14 protein-coding genes are annotated in these 16,609 nt (G+C 56.6%); 11 read left to right on the forward strand and 3 right to left on the reverse strand.

The window, feature by feature from the left end; translation table 11 throughout:
• Positions 1-72 precede the first annotated feature (72 nt).
• From gcvT to trhA, 5 genes are all read left to right on the forward strand, one after another.
• Positions 73-1,170, forward strand: coding sequence for a glycine cleavage system aminomethyltransferase GcvT (gene gcvT, locus PanJK_RS09625; protein WP_265299256.1), 1,098 nt, complete (start codon positions 73-75; stop codon positions 1,168-1,170).
• A 22-nt stretch (positions 1,171-1,192) separates the two neighbouring features.
• Positions 1,193-1,579: a glycine cleavage system protein GcvH gene (gene gcvH, locus PanJK_RS09630; protein WP_008108250.1), complete on the forward strand. Its 387-nt coding sequence runs from the start codon at positions 1,193-1,195 to the stop codon at positions 1,577-1,579.
• A 99-nt stretch (positions 1,580-1,678) separates the two neighbouring features.
• Positions 1,679-4,552 carry an aminomethyl-transferring glycine dehydrogenase gene (gene gcvP, locus PanJK_RS09635; protein ID WP_265299259.1) on the forward strand — a complete coding sequence of 958 codons (2,874 nt, stop codon included), beginning with the start codon at positions 1,679-1,681 and terminating at the stop codon, positions 4,550-4,552.
• 64 nt (positions 4,553-4,616) lie between these two features.
• A complete protein-coding gene (locus PanJK_RS09640; protein WP_265299261.1) occupies positions 4,617-5,360 on the forward strand; it encodes an SDR family oxidoreductase in 744 nt (247 codons plus the stop codon).
• Positions 5,361-5,600: 240 nt separating this feature from the next.
• Positions 5,601-6,254, forward strand: coding sequence for a PAQR family membrane homeostasis protein TrhA (trhA, locus tag PanJK_RS09645; RefSeq protein WP_265299263.1), 654 nt, complete (start codon positions 5,601-5,603; stop codon positions 6,252-6,254).
• 49 nt (positions 6,255-6,303) lie between these two features.
• On the opposite strand, the gene ygfZ is transcribed toward trhA, so the two are convergent.
• A complete protein-coding gene (gene ygfZ / locus PanJK_RS09650) occupies positions 6,304-7,287 on the reverse strand; it encodes a tRNA-modifying protein YgfZ (protein WP_265299265.1) in 984 nt (327 codons plus the stop codon).
• Positions 7,288-7,505: 218 nt separating this feature from the next.
• Between ygfZ and sdhE the strand changes: the two genes are divergently transcribed.
• Positions 7,506-7,772, forward strand: coding sequence for an FAD assembly factor SdhE (sdhE, locus tag PanJK_RS09655; protein ID WP_061719865.1), 267 nt, complete (start codon positions 7,506-7,508; stop codon positions 7,770-7,772).
• Positions 7,747-8,166 carry a protein YgfX gene (locus PanJK_RS09660; protein ID WP_265299268.1) on the forward strand — a complete coding sequence of 140 codons (420 nt, stop codon included), beginning with the start codon at positions 7,747-7,749 and terminating at the stop codon, positions 8,164-8,166. Before sdhE ends, PanJK_RS09660 begins: the two co-directional genes overlap by 26 nt.
• On the opposite strand, the gene fldB is transcribed toward PanJK_RS09660, so the two are convergent.
• Positions 8,163-8,681, reverse strand: coding sequence for a flavodoxin FldB (gene fldB / locus PanJK_RS09665; RefSeq protein ID WP_265299272.1), 519 nt, complete (start codon positions 8,679-8,681; stop codon positions 8,163-8,165). The two genes, PanJK_RS09660 and fldB, sit on opposite strands and share 4 nt — an antisense overlap.
• Positions 8,682-8,781: 100 nt before the next feature.
• On the opposite strand from fldB, the gene xerD reads away from it, so the two are divergent.
• Genes xerD through recJ form a run of 3 tightly spaced genes read left to right on the forward strand, consistent with a single transcriptional unit; the run spans position 8,782 to position 12,145 of the window.
• Entirely contained in the window at positions 8,782-9,675 is an 894-nt protein-coding gene (xerD, locus tag PanJK_RS09670) for a site-specific tyrosine recombinase XerD (protein ID WP_265299274.1), read from the forward strand.
• Between the two features lie 22 nt (positions 9,676-9,697).
• On the forward strand, positions 9,698-10,411 hold the full coding sequence (gene dsbC / locus PanJK_RS09675) for a bifunctional protein-disulfide isomerase/oxidoreductase DsbC (RefSeq protein WP_154155349.1): 714 nt from the start codon (positions 9,698-9,700) through the stop codon (positions 10,409-10,411).
• Between the two features lie 9 nt (positions 10,412-10,420).
• A complete protein-coding gene (recJ, locus tag PanJK_RS09680) occupies positions 10,421-12,145 on the forward strand; it encodes a single-stranded-DNA-specific exonuclease RecJ (RefSeq protein ID WP_265299280.1) in 1,725 nt (574 codons plus the stop codon).
• Positions 12,146-12,197: 52 nt separating this feature from the next.
• Here the strand turns inward: recJ and PanJK_RS09685 are convergent, their stop codons facing one another.
• Positions 12,198-14,954, reverse strand: coding sequence for an autotransporter domain-containing protein (locus tag PanJK_RS09685; RefSeq protein ID WP_265299283.1), 2,757 nt, complete (start codon positions 14,952-14,954; stop codon positions 12,198-12,200).
• Positions 14,955-15,508: 554 nt separating this feature from the next.
• Between PanJK_RS09685 and prfB the strand changes: the two genes are divergently transcribed.
• A protein-coding gene (gene prfB, locus PanJK_RS09690) for a peptide chain release factor 2 (RefSeq protein ID WP_102135998.1) occupies positions 15,509-16,607 on the forward strand; the annotation gives its coding sequence in 2 pieces (ribosomal slippage) (positions 15,509-15,583 and positions 15,585-16,607; 1,098 coding nt in all).
• Positions 16,608-16,609: the final 2 nt, after the last annotated feature.

Below are 16,609 nucleotides of genomic sequence, written 5' to 3' on the forward strand. Positions count from 1 at the left end.
AAAGAGAACGTTTGCGTCAGCCTGCGAAGGCGACGCAGGCGCGTCACACTCACTTGTATTCACAGGATGGTTATGACTCAGCAAACGCCTCTATTCGAACAGCATCAGGCAAGCGGTGCGCGCATGGTGGACTTCCACGGTTGGATGATGCCGCTGCATTACGGCTCGCAAATGGATGAGCATCACGCGGTGCGTAACGATGCCGGCATGTTTGATGTTTCCCACATGACCATTGTCGATCTGCGCGGCGCACGTACCCGCGAATTCCTGCGTTATCTGCTGGCGAACGATGTCGCCAAGCTGACCCAACCGGGCAAAGCCCTCTATACCGGCATGTTGAATGCCTCTGCTGGCGTCATTGATGATTTGATTGTTTACTTTATGAGCGAAGATTTCTTCCGTCTGGTGGTGAACTCCGCCACGCGTGAGAAAGATTTAGCGTGGATTAAACAGCATGCGCAGCCGTTCGGCGTGGAACTGACCGAGCGTGACGATCTGGCGCTGATTGCGGTGCAAGGCCCAAATGCGCAGCAGAAAGCACAAACGCTATTTAGCGCTGCTCAGCGTGATGCCGTTGACGGCATGAAACCCTTCTTTGGCGTGCAGGCAGAAAACCTGTTTATCGCCACTACCGGTTATACCGGCGAAGCGGGTTATGAGATTGCCATGCCTGCGAATGAGGCCGCCGCTTTCTGGCAGCAGCTGTTGGCCGCAGGCGTTAAACCGGCAGGACTTGGTGCGCGTGACACGCTGCGTCTGGAAGCGGGCATGAACCTGTACGGTCAGGAGATGGATGAAGGCGTTTCGCCGCTCGCCGCCAATATGGGCTGGACCATCAGCTGGGAACCTGCCGATCGCGATTTCATTGGTCGTGATGCCCTGCAGGCGCAGCGCGAGCACGGCACCGAGAAGCTGGTTGGCCTGGTGATGACCGAAAAAGGCGTGCTGCGTAACGGCTTAACGGTGCGTTTCACCGATCAACAAGGTCAGCCGCAGCAAGGTATTATTACCAGTGGTTCCTTCTCACCAACCCTGGGTTACAGCATCGCGCTGGCGCGTGTGCCAGCCGGAATTGGTGAGCAGGCGATTGTGGAAATCCGCAACCGTGAAATGCCAGTAAACGTCACCAAACCGATTTTTGTTCGCGCCGGTAAGCCGGTCGCCCAGTAATTTTTTTCAGGAGAAATGGCCAATGAGCAATGTGCCAAGTGAATTGAAATACCGCGATAGCCACGAGTGGGTCCGTAAAGAAGCCGACGGCACCTTTACTGTTGGTATCACCGAACATGCACAGGAATTGCTGGGCGATATGGTGTTTGTCGATCTGCCAGACGTTGGTGCTACCTTCGCGGCCGGTGATGACTGCGCCGTTGCGGAGTCGGTGAAAGCGGCTTCAGACATCTATGCGCCACTGAGCGGTGAAATTGTTGCGGTGAATGACCAACTGGGCGATTCGCCAGAGCTGGTGAATAGCGCGCCGTACGCCGATGGTTGGCTGTTCCGCATCAAAGCCAGCGACGCGTCAGAGCTCGACGCCATGCTGGATGCTGATGCCTACAAAGCCGCGATCGACGAGTAACTGGTAGTTTTAGAAGGTGACGCGCTGCGCCACCTTCTTTTTTATCTGCCTGATTTAACGCCATTTTTGTAACCCAGCCCGATTCAGGATTTACTGCAAATGACCCAGACTCTCAGCCAGCTTGAACACAACGGTGCTTTCATTGAGCGCCACATCGGTCCTACGCAGGAACAACAGGACTTAATGCTGAAAGCGATCGGTGCCAGTTCGCTCTCCTCATTGATCAGTTCTATCGTGCCTGCCGATATCCAACTGCCTGGCCCGCCGGCAGTGGGCGACGCCGCGACCGAGCAGCAAGCGCTGGCAGAGCTGAAAGCCATTGCCAGTCAGAACCAACGCTACAAATCCTGGATCGGCATGGGCTACAGCGCGGTGATTACACCGCCGGTTATCCTGCGTAACATGTTGGAAAACCCAGGCTGGTACACCGCATATACGCCGTATCAGCCAGAAGTGTCACAGGGCCGTCTTGAGGCGCTGCTGAACTTCCAAACCCTGACGCTGGATCTGACCGGTCTGGATATCGCTTCCGCGTCACTGCTGGATGAAGCGACCGCTGCAGCCGAAGCGATGGCGATGGCCAAGCGCGTCAGCAAACTGAAAACCGCCAGCAAATTCTTCATCGCCAATGACATTCATCCACAGACGCTGGATGTGGTGCGCACCCGCGCAGAAACCTTTGGTTTTGAACTGATTATTGATAGTGCTGATAAGGTATTAGATCACGACGATCTGTTCGGCGTGTTGCTGCAACAGGTTGGCACGCACGGTGAAGTGCACGATTACCGCGCACTGATTGCCGAGCTGAAAAGCCGCAAAGTGGTGGTGAGCGTAGCCGCAGATTTCATGGCGCTGGTGCAGTTAGAAGCGCCAGGCAAGCAGGGCGCAGATATCGTCTTCGGTTCTGCCCAGCGTTTCGGCGTGCCGATGGGTTACGGCGGACCACACGCCGCGTTCTTCGCCAGCCGCGACGAGCATAAACGCTCGATGCCTGGCCGTATCATTGGTGTATCACGCGATGCCGCCGGTAACACCGCGCTGCGCATGGCGATGCAAACCCGCGAGCAACATATCCGTCGTGAGAAAGCCAACTCCAATATCTGTACATCTCAGGTGCTGCTGGCAAATATCGCCGGTCTCTATGCGGTGTATCACGGTCCGGTTGGCCTGAAACGCATTGCATCCCGTATTCACCGTCTGACCAGCATTCTGGCTTCAGGCCTGCAAAACGGTGGTTTGAAGCTTCGTCACAACAGCTGGTTCGATACGCTGACGGTTGAAGTGGCTGATAAAGCGGCGGTGCTGAACCGTGCGCAGAGCTTTGGCGTCAACCTGCGCAGCGATATCCACAATGCCGTCGGCATTACGCTGGATGAAACCACCGCACGTGAAGATGTGCTGGCGCTGTTCGCGATTCTGCTGGGTGATGCTCACGGCCAGGATATTGATGCGCTGGATGCCGCTGTTGCTGCGGAAAACAGCGCGATTCCGGCCGGTCAGGTGCGTGAGAGCGCTTTCCTGACGCATCCGGTGTTCAACCGTCATCACAGCGAAACTGAGATGATGCGTTACATGCACAGCCTGGAGAAAAAGGATCTGGCACTGAACCAGGCGATGATCCCACTCGGTTCGTGCACCATGAAACTCAACGCTGCGGCGGAGATGATCCCGATCACCTGGCCGGAATTCGCCGAACTGCATCCGTTCTGCCCGGCTGAGCAGGCGTCGGGTTATCTGCAGATGATTGGCCAGCTGTCGCAATGGCTGGTGCAGCTGACCGGCTACGATGCGCTGTGCATGCAGCCCAACTCGGGCGCACAGGGTGAATACGCGGGTCTGCTGGCGATTCGTCGTTACCACGAAAGCCGCAACGAAGGTGGACGTAATGTCTGCCTGATCCCAAGCTCGGCGCACGGCACCAATCCGGCATCGGCGCAGATGGCGGGCATGTCGGTGGTGGTGGTGGCTTGCGATAAACAAGGCAACATCGACCTTGGCGATCTGCGTGAGAAAGCCGCACAGGTCGGTGAGCAGCTGTCGTGCATCATGGTGACCTATCCGTCAACGCACGGCGTTTACGAAGAAACCATCCGCGAAGTGTGCCAGATCGTGCATCAGCACGGCGGCCAGGTGTATCTCGACGGCGCCAACATGAATGCGCAGGTTGGTATCACCACGCCGGGTTACATCGGCGCGGACGTATCGCACCTTAACCTGCACAAAACCTTCTGCATTCCGCACGGCGGTGGCGGTCCAGGCATGGGCCCAATCGGCGTGAAAGCGCATCTGGCGCCGTTCGTGCCGGGTCACAGCGTAGTGCAAATTGATGGCGTGCTGACGCAGCAGGGCGCGGTTTCTGCTGCTCCGTTCGGTAGTGCATCGATTCTGCCAATCAGCTGGATGTATATCCGCATGATGGGCGCAGAAGGTCTGAAACAAGCCAGTTCGGTGGCGATTCTGAACGCCAACTATATCGCTAGCCGTCTGCAATCTGCTTATCCGATTCTGTATGCGGGCCGCGATGGCCGCGTGGCGCACGAATGTATTCTCGACATTCGTCCGTTGAAAGAGCAGACCGGTATTAGCGAGCTGGATATTGCTAAGCGTCTGATCGATTACGGTTTCCACGCGCCAACCATGTCATTCCCGGTGGCGGGAACGCTGATGGTTGAACCAACGGAATCGGAAAGCAAAATCGAGCTGGATCGCTTTATCGATGCGATGCTGGCTATCCGCATGGAAATCGATCGCGTTGCCGATGGCGAATGGCCGCTGGAAGATAACCCGCTGGTGAACGCACCGCACACGCAGACAGAAATCGTTGGCGACTGGGCGCATCCGTACACCCGCGAACTGGCGGTGTTCCCGGCTGGCAGCGCTAACAAATACTGGCCGACGGTGAAACGTCTGGATGATGTATTTGGCGACCGCAATGTCTTCTGTTCGTGTGTACCAATGAGCGAATATATTTAGGCTAAAGTTACGGGAAGTATTTATGAAAGGGCCGACTGTTCGGCCCTTTTTTTTGGAGGCAAAAATGGATCTGGCTTTGATTACCGGTGGTAGTCGTGGGATTGGCCGCGCAACCGCGTTATTGTTGGCGCAGGCGGGTTATCGCGTGGCGATCAACTATCGCCAGCGTCAAGCCGAAGCGGCAAGCGTGGTGGCAGAGATTGAAGCGCAGGGCGGCGGTGCGATTGCGCTGCAGGCCGATATCGCCGATGAAGCGCAGGTTATGCGTATGTTTGCCGAGTTGGATCAGCAAGAGGGCGAACTGCGTGTGCTGGTGAATAATGCCGGTATTTTGTTTACCCAATGCCGGGTGGAAGATCTGGATGCCGAACGTATTCAACGCGTGTTCGCCACTAACGTTACCGGCACGTTCATCTGTTGTCGTGAGGCGGTGAAACGCATGGGTACGCATCATGGCGGCAAAGGTGGTGCCATCGTCAACGTGTCATCCGCCGCATCCCGTCTGGGTGCGCCAGGTGAATATGTGGATTACGCCGCCTCGAAAGGGGCGATGGATACGCTGACCAAAGGTTTGTCGCTGGAAGTGGCGGCGCAGGGTATTCGCGTCAACAGCGTGCGCCCTGGCCTTATTTATACCGACATGCACGCCGATGGCGGCGAGCCGGACCGAGTCGATCGGCTGGCAAGCATGTTGCCAATGGGACGCGGCGGTCAGGCCGAAGAGATTGCTGCAGCGATTGTCTGGCTGGCGAGCGATGCCGCGTCGTATGTGACGGGCACCTTTATTGATGCGGCTGGCGGGCGATAATTAATCAGGCCGGCATAAATACCGACCCTACAAAACCCAAAAACGATGATCCTTTACGTATAAAACCCTCCAAATCCCCGTAGGGTCGCCATTCATGGCGACCGACTTAATCAATCTCTCACCTGTCACACCCACTCACAGATTTAATTTAGCGTACATGTGTACTCTGAAAATTATCCCGGTTACTCTGGTTGCTCAGAAATAGCACACTTGCTTTTTCCGTTGTTCAGGAATCACTTCATGGTACAAACCCCAGTTATTGCCCAGGGCTACTCGTTGGCAGAAGAGATTGCCAATAGTATCAGCCACGGAATCGGCTGCATTTTCGGTATTATCGGGCTGGTGTTAATGCTGACACAAGCCGTTGAATCCCAAGCTAACATCACCGCGATCACCAGTTACAGCCTGTACGGCGGCAGCATCATTTTGCTCTATCTCGCCTCAACGCTGTATCACGCCATTCCCCATCAAAAAGCCAAATACTGGCTAAAGAAATTTGACCACTGCGCCATCTATCTGTTGATTGCCGGCACTTATACGCCGTTCTTGTTGGTGGGGCTCAATTCGCCGCTGGCACAAGGTTTGATGGTGGTGATTTGGAGTCTGGCGCTGGCCGGTATCCTGTTCAAAATCGCCTTTGCTCATCGCTTTGAAGCGCTGTCGCTGGTGACTTATCTTGGTATGGGTTGGCTGTCGCTGGTGGTGATTTATCAGCTGGCGATCAAACTGTCGCCGGGCGGGATTTGGCTGCTGGCTGCCGGTGGGATTGTTTATTCGCTGGGGGTGATTTTCTACGTCTCACGCCGCATTCCTTACAGTCACGCCATCTGGCATGGTTTTGTGCTCGGCGGCAGCTTGCTGCACTTCTGCGCGATTTATTTTTATGTGATGTAAGTTCGATTCAGGTCGCCATGAATGGCGACCCTGCGGGCTTGGTGCGCAATTATTCTGCCAATGAATACGGCAGTGGTTGAATGGTCAACTTGCCACTTTCATCGCCTTCCACGCGCAGTACGCTTTCCGGCTCCAAATCGTTGTTCATCACCACCTGCACCCAAACGCTGCCGTCATCCAGCTGCACACCGCTCAATACCGTGCCGGTGCGGCGCCATTTATCGCCCATCTGCAGCTCCATCGAACCGCCAACGTCCGGCACTTTGCTGGCTTTGCCCGCCAGCCAATAGAGTGCGCGTTTGTTAGCGCCGCGGAATTTGGCCCGCGCCACCATCTCCTGGCCGGTGTAGCAGCCTTTTTTGAAGCTGATCGCATCCAGCGCCTGCAGGTTGGTAGCTTGTGGGATCAGCTGCGCGCTGGTGGCGCTTTCAATCACCGGAATGCCCGCTTCGATATCCAGTGCCAGCCATTGCAAGCTGTCGTTGAACTGCGCTTCGCCCGCCAGTTTTTCTTTCAGCGCATTCGCCTGTTCTGACGTGGTCACCAGCAGGAAGCGTTCGGCTGGCTGGGCAAACCACAGCAGCGTACTGTCACCTTGCTGCACCACCGGCTTTTCGGCATCCGGCAGCGTGCTGAACACGCCCGCCAGCGCGGCGCGTGCCTGGAAACCGGCAACGCCCAGCAGCACCGCTTCATCATCCGCAACGAGGGTGACTTTGGCGAACACAGCGTATTTCTTCAGTTCGGTAAGCTGCTGCTCACGCAGATTGCGGCGCACCACGTACGCGTAACCTTCGGTGCGATGGAACAGACGAATGTTGCTCCACATTTTTCCTTTGGCATCGCAGTGCGCGGCAGGACGATGTTGCGTCTCGCCCATCGCCGCGACATCCAGCGTCAGCTGACCTTGCAGATAAGACGTGCTGTCATTGCCCTGCACCTTTACCAGCGCCCATTCGTCGAGCGAAATCAGGGTCAAAGGCAGGCGTGACGATGCAGCAGGCTGGCGAGGTGGAAGGGTAAAAATCGACATGTCTCTTTCCTGATTAATGATGTAATAGGTTGCAATGGTAAAAGAGCAGTGCGGCTTTGCAACCTGTTTACTGAATATGGCGCACAAATCGCGTGATACCCATTGCAAACTGGGGGATGTAATGCCGAGGCATTGCACAGGGATAAGCACAGCGCCTGCAGCGAGAAAAAAAAGCAGGTACACTGAGCGCCACTGTTTTTAGTCATGGAACCTGAGACATGGAAATTAACGACAAAGCCCGCGTCCAATGGGCATGCCGTCGCGGCATGCTGGAGCTGGATATCGCTATCATGCCGTTTTTCAAATTCGAATATGATTCGCTGGACGACACCGATAAGCAGGTGTTTATCGCGCTGTTAAAGAGTGACGATCCCGATCTGTTCAACTGGTTAATGAATCACGGTGAACCGGTCGATCCCGAGTTCAAACGCATGGTGAAACTGATTCAGCAGCGCAACCGTGAACGCGGTCCGGTGGCAATGTAATCTGCGGGCGTCACGCAGTGCGCGCGCACTGAATGTGACGCTCTCGCTGCTGTGCGCCGGTTTGCTGCTGGCGCTTGAGTGGCCTGAGGCGTGGGCGTGGAGCAAAGCGCCGGTGTTAGTGCTGCTGCTGGCAGAATGCTGGCGCAACGAGCGCCGTTTGGTGCAGCGCGTAGGTCGTCTGGCGCTAGACATGAAGGGCAATTGGCTGTGGCGCGGCGTGCGCTGGCGAGCAGAACGCAGGGCAGATTGGTTACCGTATGGCGTTTTGCTGGTGTTGCGTAACCAGCAGGGGAAGCGCTGGCGGCTGTGGTTGATGCACGACAACCTGCCGCCCGGTGAATGGCGCACGTTACGCGCCTGCTGTTTTCTGCGCGAGGGGCAAACGCTGCCTTAAAGCAGCGCTGCGGTTTCCGTCAGAATCTGTTCACACCACTGTTCGACGCGCTCATCGCTCTGTTCGAACTGGTTAACATCGTCAAGCGCCAGGCCGACAAACTGCGAGCCATCTGCGGTCAGCGGTTTTTTGCTGGTAAACTCATAGCCTTCCAGCGGCCAGTAACCCACAAACTGCACGCCCATCGGCTGCAACAGTTCGTGCAGCATGCCGAGCGCATCCAGGAACCATTCGGCGTATTCGCCCTGATCGCCCATGCCGTACAGCGCCACGATTTTCCCGCGCAAGTTCAGCGCCGGAATCTGCGGCCAAATCGCTTCCCAATCTTCCTGCAATTCACCGAAGTCCCACGTCGGAATACCGAGGATCAGCAAATCGTACTGCTCCATCAGCGACGGATCGTCATCTTTCAAATTGTGCAGCGTGACTAATTCTTCACCGATAAAGTCGCGGATCTTCTCCGCCGTCATCTCGGTGTAGCAGGTGCTCGAACCATAAAACAAACCGATATTCATGCAATTAATGCTCTGTCTGAAACTGACTCGGGGGCAATTGTACCAGAAGCAGGCTACTTTCAGGCATAATGAGCACGATTTCACACGGGCGGAGAGTACAGTGCAGGACAGCGATCTGATCGAACAGTTTCTGGATGCGCTTTGGATTGAGCGTAATCTGGCGCAAAATACGCTCGCCTCTTATCGGCAGGATCTGCAAACGCTCACCGGTTGGCTGCATCACCACGATCGCACGCTCTTAACGCTGGAAGCGCTTGATTTGCAGCAGTTTCTCGCCGAACGCGTTGAGGGAGGTTACAAAGCCACCAGCTCGGCGCGCACCCTCAGCGCCATTCGCCGCTTGTGCCAATATCTCTATCGGGAAAAATTGCGCAGTGACGATCCCAGCGCGCTGCTGTCGGCACCGAAACTGCCGCAGCGTCTGCCGAAAGATCTCAGTGAAAACCAGGTCGAACGCTTGTTGCAGGCGCCGAGTATTGATGTGCCGCTTGAACTGCGTGACAAGGCGATGCTGGAATTGCTGTACGCCACCGGTTTACGCGTGACGGAGCTGGTGGGCTTAACCATCAGCGATATCAGCCTGCGTCAGGGTGTGTTGCGCGTGATCGGTAAAGGCAACAAAGAGCGCCTTGTGCCGTTAGGTGAAGAGGCGGTGTACTGGATTGAATACTATATGGAACATGGTCGGCCGTGGCTGCTCAACGGGCAAACGCTGGACGTGATGTTTCCCAGCCAGCGCGCACAGCAAATGACGCGGCAGACCTTCTGGCATCGCATCAAACACTATGCGACCCTTGCCGGTATCGATAGCGAAAAGCTGTCGCCGCACGTGCTGCGCCACGCATTTGCCACACATTTACTGAACCATGGCGCCGATTTGCGCGTCGTACAGATGTTGCTGGGCCACAGCGACCTCTCGACCACTCAAATTTATACGCACGTCGCCACTGAGCGCCTGCGTCTGTTACATCAACAGCATCATCCGCGCGCTTGAGATGCGGTAACAAGGATTTAAGATGAAAAAGCAGCTAACGATGCTGGCTCTGCTGGTCAGTGCATTCACTGGATTGGCGCATGCCGATGACAACGCCATTCAGCAAACGCTGAAAAAACTGGGATTGCAGCAGGCTGAAATCCAGCCGTCACCGCTGCCGGGCATCAAAACGGTGCTGACCGAAAGCGGCGTGCTCTACGTCTCCGAAGACGGCAAACACATGATTCAGGGGCCGCTGTATGATGTCAGCGGCAGCCAACCGGTCAACGTCACCAATCAGCTGCTGGACAAAAAAGTCACGGCGCTGGCACCTGACATGATTGTCTACAAAGCGCCAAAAGAGCAGCACGTGATCACCGTGTTCACCGACATCACCTGCGGCTACTGCCGCAAGCTGCATGAGCAGATGGCCGACTACAACGCGCTCGGCATCACCGTGCGCTATCTGGCCTTCCCGCGTGAAGGTCTCAACGGCCAGGTTGAAAAAGCCATGCGCGCCATCTGGTGCAGCGCCGATCGTAACAAAGCTTTCGATGCAGCGATGAAAGGCGATGCGCCGCAGATGGATGCGCCAGCGACCTGCAAAATCAATATCGAGCAGCAGTACAAACTCGGCATCCTGTTTGGCATTCAGGGCACGCCAGCCATTCTCACGGACAGCGGCATGATGATTCCTGGCTATCAGGGACCGCAAGAGCTGAAGCAGGTGCTTGACGGCCAGAAGCGTGGCGGTTAACGCACAGTGATGCATTCTGTTGAATTGCGTCGGCGCGAAGCCGAGACCGAAGCCAGCCTACCCGCTGATTTGCCCCCTTTGCTGCGCCGCTTGTATCTGCAACGCGGCGTGAAACAGGCGCTGGAACTGGAGCGCGGCGCTAAACATCTGCTGCCGTGGCAAACGCTGGGCGGCATCGAAGCCGCCGTGACGCTGCTGCATCAGATGCTGTTGGCAGGCAAGCGCATCGTGGTGGTAGGCGATTTCGATGCCGATGGCGCCACCAGCACCGCGTTAACCGTGCTGGCGCTGCGCAGCCTTGGTGGCAACGTTGATTATCTGGTGCCAAACCGTTTCGAAGATGGTTACGGCTTAAGTCCGGAAGTGGTCGAGCAGGCCAAAGCGCGCGGTGCGGAGATGATTCTCACCGTCGACAACGGCATCTCATCACATGCTGGAGTCGATACCGCGCATCAGCACGGCATTCCGGTGCTGGTTACCGATCACCACTTGCCGGGCGAAACCTTGCCCGCCGCCGAAGCGATTGTGAACCCGAATCTCAACGACAGCGAATTCCCTTCACGTTCGCTGGCGGGTGTTGGCGTAGCCTTCTATCTGATGCTGGCGCTGCGTGCGCATCTGCGTCAGCAAAACTGGTTTAGCGATAGCCGCGCCGAGCCAAACCTGGCGGAACTGCTCGATCTGGTGGCGCTGGGCACCGTAGCCGATGTGGTGCCGCTGGATGCCAACAACCGCATTCTGGTGTGGCAAGGTTTGAGCCGTATCCGCGCCGGAAAATGCCGCGCCGGGATTCGCGCGCTGTTGGAGATTGCCAATCGCGATGCGCGTCAACTTGCTGCCAGCGATCTCGGTTTTGCTGTCGGTCCGCGTCTTAATGCCGCCGGTCGTCTGGACGATATGTCGGTTGGCGTGGCGTTGCTGCTCACCGAAGATATCTCCGAGGCGCGCATGCTGGCCAATGAGCTCGATGCGCTGAATCAGACGCGCAAAGAGATTGAGCAGGGCATGAAGAGCGAAGCGCTGGCGCTGTGCGATGAGCTGGAGCGCCAGCACACCGATCTGCCGCTGGGTCTGGCGTTCTACCATCCAGAGTGGCATCAGGGCGTGGTCGGAATTCTGGCGTCGCGATTAAAAGAGCGCTTTCATCGTCCGGTGATCGCTTTCGCGCCTGCCGGAGACGGCACGCTGAAAGGTTCTGGCCGCTCGATTGCCGGTTTGCATCTGCGCGATGCACTGGAGCGTCTCGACACGCTGTTCCCGGGTTTGATGATCAAATTTGGTGGTCACGCCATGGCCGCCGGATTGTCACTGGAAACCGCGAAGTACGAGGAGTTCCGTGCGCGTTTTGCCGCGTTGATTGATGAGTGGCTGGATGGCGAAGCGCTGCAGGGCGTGGTTTGGTCGGACGGCGAACTGCATGCGCAGGAGTTTACGCTGCACACCGCCGAAATGCTGCGAGAAGCCGGTCCGTGGGGCCAGGCGTTCCCGGAGCCGGTGTTCGATGGCAAGTTCAAGCTGCTACAACAGCGGTTAGTGGGCGAGCGCCATTTAAAAGTGATGGTCGAGCCGCTCGGCGGCGGCCCGCTGTTAGATGGGATTGCCTTCAACGTGGATACCACGCTGTGGCCAGACAGCAGCGTGCGTCAGGTGCAGCTGGCCTACAAGCTGGATATTAACGAGTATCGTGGTAACCGTTCGGTGCAGTTGATCATCGATCATATCTGGCCGATGTAAGGTGCGTGAGGTCGCCATGAATGGCGACCCTACACCGTTGGGTGCGCAGCACTCAGAAACTCACATCCACACCGCCGCGCAGCACTTTCTCGTCACCGCGATCGGCGAAGTGCTGGTCGGCGCGCAGGAACAGGCGCGCACGAGACGTCTGCGCCACATCCAACCGCACGCCCAACCACTGCGACCGGCGATCGAGCTGCATACCGGGAATCGTGAAACGGTTCTGGTCATCGCCAAAGCCACCCCAGCGCGCGCTGACATCCATCGACGGATTGTTGAACGCGTACTGATATTCGCCATACAGACTCAGCATGCTCCACAATCCAGCCGACCAATCCTGCCGTGCGCTGATACTCAAACCGCTATAACCGACGCTACGTCGATAGCTGTCGCCGTCACCATTCAGACCAAACGCGCTGCCTTTGTCCTCAAACGCACCGGTATCCAGCCCGGTTTCACGCCAGCCGAGATACGGTTCGAGGCGATAATTATCCACAATTGTCCAGCGATAACCGCTCTGCAGCGCCGTCTGCCAGCTATTGCTACTGGTGGTCGATGACACCGGCGAAGCTTCATCCAGTAATATCAGGCGTTTTAACTCATCGCGACCATGTTGATAGCTTAGATTGCCCTGCAGATACCATTCTGGCGTCAAATCGTAGCGACCATACAGCATCGCGCCTTGCAGGCGATTACGGCTGGTGCCGCCGGTTTGGTCGTAGGTGGAATCGATCTGGTTCTGCGTCCACGCCACGCCCACGCGCAGACCAGAAACGCCTAAATCGCTATCTACGCCCAACGCAGTAAGGGTGTTGCGATAATCGGTACCGAGGTAGCCCGCCTGATCTAGTGAACCGCGCAGTTGACCGCTTTCGATCCAGAAACCGTAACGATTGTCGGCGCTGGCGTCGGCGATACGGTTGCTTAACAGGCGGCTTTGATAATCCAGCGCGTTAAACAGCACCGCATTGCTGGAGGCGTGCGCCTGACCGGAAAGGGAATTGATGGCAGCCTGCGCACTGCTGGCATCCGCCAGCGTCTGGAACGCGCCGGCCGCGCCCAGCGCCGACTGCTGCGCACTGCTGAGCGATCCCTGTAGCTGCCAGCTATCCGCCACGCTAAATGCCTGCTCCAGATTCACGGCCGTTTGCTGGGTGCTGGCGCCGTTGATGCCCAGCGCTGCCGCTGCTGCCGCAGTATTTTTACGCGTCAGTTGGCCGGTGACGCTGTTGGCGTTGTAGCTGACCGAACCATCAAGAAACATGCCGGTGTTGACCTGACTGAACTGGCCGCTGACGCCCGCATCGCTGGTCAGCAGCGTTTCCTGCTGTTTCACCACATAGGTCGATGACGGTGGCGCAAGGTTCAGCGTGCCGTCCAGCGTCGAATGGCCCGCGACGCGCAGCGGACTGTTCAGCGCGATATTCAGCACGCCATTGCTGCGTTGCTGGTAATCGCCGTGCACCTGCAAGCCGCCGTTAACCGATCCCTGATTGAGCAAGCTGCCGCCAATCACGCCGCTGCCACCCAGGATGCCGCTGCCGCTGACGTTGGCACTGCCGGCAATCGCACCATCAATAAGCAATGTATTGGCCGAGACACTGGTCTGGCCGAGGTAACTGTTGTTGCCGGTCAACTGCAGCACGCCGCCATTATTCGCGCCGTCAAGGATCAGACCGCGATCGCCGCTGATGGCATTCGAGAAGACATAGCTGCCCGCATCCAGGCTGGCGTGAAAATCATTGGCCCAAAACATCGCCGGACCGTTCAGTGCTTTCGCCTGGTTGAGATCGCCCCAGCCGAAGGTATCGTTGTAAGGCCGCCCGTTGGCGCTATCCGCAGCGCCTGCATACGCATCGCTATGATAAGTGGCGGTGGTCAACAGCGTTTGCTGCAGGTTGTAGCCGCTCATCCACGGAAAGCGCTGCAACACTTGCGAAGCCGCCGCTGCAGCGCGCGGTGCGGCAAATGAGGTGCCGTAGCTACGCGCATTCACCCAGGTGCCGTCGCTATTCTGAAAACGATAATCGCTGTAACCCGGTGCGCTCAGGCACCATGCGGCAGCGTTGCCGCAGGCATCAAACGGCCCGGTTAAGGCCGCGCGGTTCGCCGTGTCGTATGAGGTGCTGTCCATCACGCCGGTGACCGCCAGCATGTTCTTTTGCAGCGCGCTGTCCTGATAAATCAGCGGCAGTTGGGCGTTAGGAGAAGGTGTGGCGGTGCCGCCATTGCCGGTGATCACCACCGCCAGGCCGTTAGCCGCCGCAATCTCACGCATGCTTTGCACCAGTACCTGATAGTGTGGCTGCGCATCGGTTAACGCCTGCGCGGTGGTTAAACGTTCGCTGGAGGCGTACGACATATTGAAAATCCGCACGCCCTGGCTCAGCAGGCCGCTCACCGCTCGCGCGGTATCGTCGTATTGAAAAATATTGTTTTGCGATGCCTGCGCCACATACAGTGCGCTACCCGGCGACAGGCCCAATAACGTCAGCGCCACCACGGTGCCGTGACCGTTAATGCCCTGGTTATCATTCAAACTGCTACCGCCGCCAACGTAGCTGGTGAACTGCACATTGGCGTAATTAACTTCACTGCGATCGGGCGATAACCCCGAATCAATAATGCCCACTTTGCTGGCATTGCCTGACGCGCCGGGCTGAGCTGGCGTGGGTGTCTCAGGCGTGCCGGTGGTGGGCGAGGTTGTCGCGCTACCGCCGCCTCCACCTCCGCCACCGCAGGCGGCGAGTAACAAAGGCATCAACAAGGCAAGCAGGCGCGGAGAAGTGCGCAAACCGGGAATAAACATCGATACTCCTTCATGTCTCTCAGGACATGTTGTGCCCGCTCACGTTTACGGGCGCTGATTACTGTGTCATTCCCTGTCAAAGCTGCGCATTCCTGGCGGTCGTGGTGACAAACGGTCTGGACGTTAGTGATGTCCATCGGGGGGATAGTCACTGAGCAAAATGATAAAAGGGCGCTAACAAATCGATAGGCTGAATATCAGCTGCTTAATGGCGTTGTTTGAGACGTGTCTGCTTTCTTGCAGGAAATTTCTCACAAGGCAATTCTTAATGATTTATCGTTATAAATCATGATCTTTAATGACGTCTTTCAGCGCTAATCGCCTAAAATTTGCAGGAAAATTCCTAAGAAGGTTCTGAGGGAGAGGTGTTTGCTGGGGTGTTTTGGAAAACATAACGAATGCGGCTTTCCAGAAGGTTGAGAACTTTTTTTCTCGCGGCGCGTGCGTACTCACTCACACTGCGTGCAATGCTACAAAGTACGCACACTTTCGGGTAAACTAGCGCGTTAGTTTTTATCTCCTTTCACCGAATCGTCAAAAAAGACTGAAAAGCCATGTTTGAAATTAATCCGGTCAAAAATCGTATCCAGGACCTCAGTGAGCGCAGCGACGTTCTTCGGGGGTATCTTTGACTACGATGCCAAGAAAGAACGCCTCGAAGAAGTAAACGCCGAGCTGGAACAGCCTGACGTCTGGAACGAACCTGAGCGCGCGCAAGCGCTGGGTAAAGAACGCGCTTCACTGGAAGCAGTGGTGGAAACCTTAGATCACATGCGTCAGGGCCTGGAAGATGTGCAAGGCTTGCTGGATCTGGCGGTGGAAGCCGACGACGAAGAAACTTTCAACGAAGCGGTTGCCGAGCTTGATGCACTGGAAGTGAAGCTCGGTGAACTGGAATTCCGTCGTATGTTCTCAGGCGAATATGACAGCGCCGACTGCTACATGGATATTCAGGCCGGTTCCGGCGGCACCGAAGCGCAGGATTGGGCCAGCATGCTGCTGCGCATGTATTTGCGCTGGGCGGAAGCCAAAGGCTATAAAACCGAAATTATCGAAGAGTCAGACGGTGAAGTGGCCGGAACCAAATCCGCCACCATTAAAATCATCGGCGACTACGCGTTTGGCTGGCTGCGCACCGAAACCGGCGTTCATCGCCTGGTGCGAAAGAGCCCGTTCGATTCCGGCGGCCGTCGCCATACCTCATTCAGTTCGGTGTTTATCTACCCGGAAGTGGATGACAACATCGATATCGATATCAATCCCGCCGATCTGCGTATCGACGTTTACCGCGCCTCCGGTGCGGGCGGCCAGCACGTTAACAAAACCGAGTCTGCGGTGCGTATTACCCACTTGCCGACCAACATTGTGGTGCAGTGCCAGAACGACCGTTCACAGCACAAGAACAAAGATCAGGCCTTCAAGCAGTTACGCGCCAAGCTGTACGAATATGAGATGCAGAAGAAAAACGCGGACAAGCAGGCAGCGGAAGATAACAAATCTGATATTGGCTGGGGCAGCCAGATCCGTTCTTATGTTCTCGACGATTCACGCATCAAGGATCTGCGCACCAGCGTAGAAACCCGCAACACCCAAGCGGTGCTGGATGGCGATATCGATCGTTTTATTGAAGCAAGTTTAAAAGCAGGGCTATAAGG

This window comes from Pantoea sp. JK (assembly GCF_026130245.1).
GTDB classification, from domain to species: Bacteria; Pseudomonadota; Gammaproteobacteria; order Enterobacterales; family Enterobacteriaceae; genus Pantoea; species Pantoea trifolii.

Coding starts and splice junctions, on each gene's coding strand:
- gcvT (WP_265299256.1), top strand. CDS start 73: ATGACTCAGCAAACGCCTCTATTCGAACAGCATCAGGCAAGCGGTGCG.
- gcvH (WP_008108250.1), top strand. CDS start 1,193: ATGAGCAATGTGCCAAGTGAATTGAAATACCGCGATAGCCACGAGTGG.
- gcvP (WP_265299259.1), top strand. CDS start 1,679: ATGACCCAGACTCTCAGCCAGCTTGAACACAACGGTGCTTTCATTGAG.
- PanJK_RS09640 (WP_265299261.1), top strand. CDS start 4,617: ATGGATCTGGCTTTGATTACCGGTGGTAGTCGTGGGATTGGCCGCGCA.
- trhA (WP_265299263.1), top strand. CDS start 5,601: ATGGTACAAACCCCAGTTATTGCCCAGGGCTACTCGTTGGCAGAAGAG.
- ygfZ (WP_265299265.1), bottom strand. CDS start 7,287: ATGTCGATTTTTACCCTTCCACCTCGCCAGCCTGCTGCATCGTCACGC.
- sdhE (WP_061719865.1), top strand. CDS start 7,506: ATGGAAATTAACGACAAAGCCCGCGTCCAATGGGCATGCCGTCGCGGC.
- fldB (WP_265299272.1), bottom strand. CDS start 8,681: ATGAATATCGGTTTGTTTTATGGTTCGAGCACCTGCTACACCGAGATG.
- dsbC (WP_154155349.1), top strand. CDS start 9,698: ATGAAAAAGCAGCTAACGATGCTGGCTCTGCTGGTCAGTGCATTCACT.
- recJ (WP_265299280.1), top strand. CDS start 10,421: ATGCATTCTGTTGAATTGCGTCGGCGCGAAGCCGAGACCGAAGCCAGC.
- PanJK_RS09685 (WP_265299283.1), bottom strand. CDS start 14,954: ATGTTTATTCCCGGTTTGCGCACTTCTCCGCGCCTGCTTGCCTTGTTG.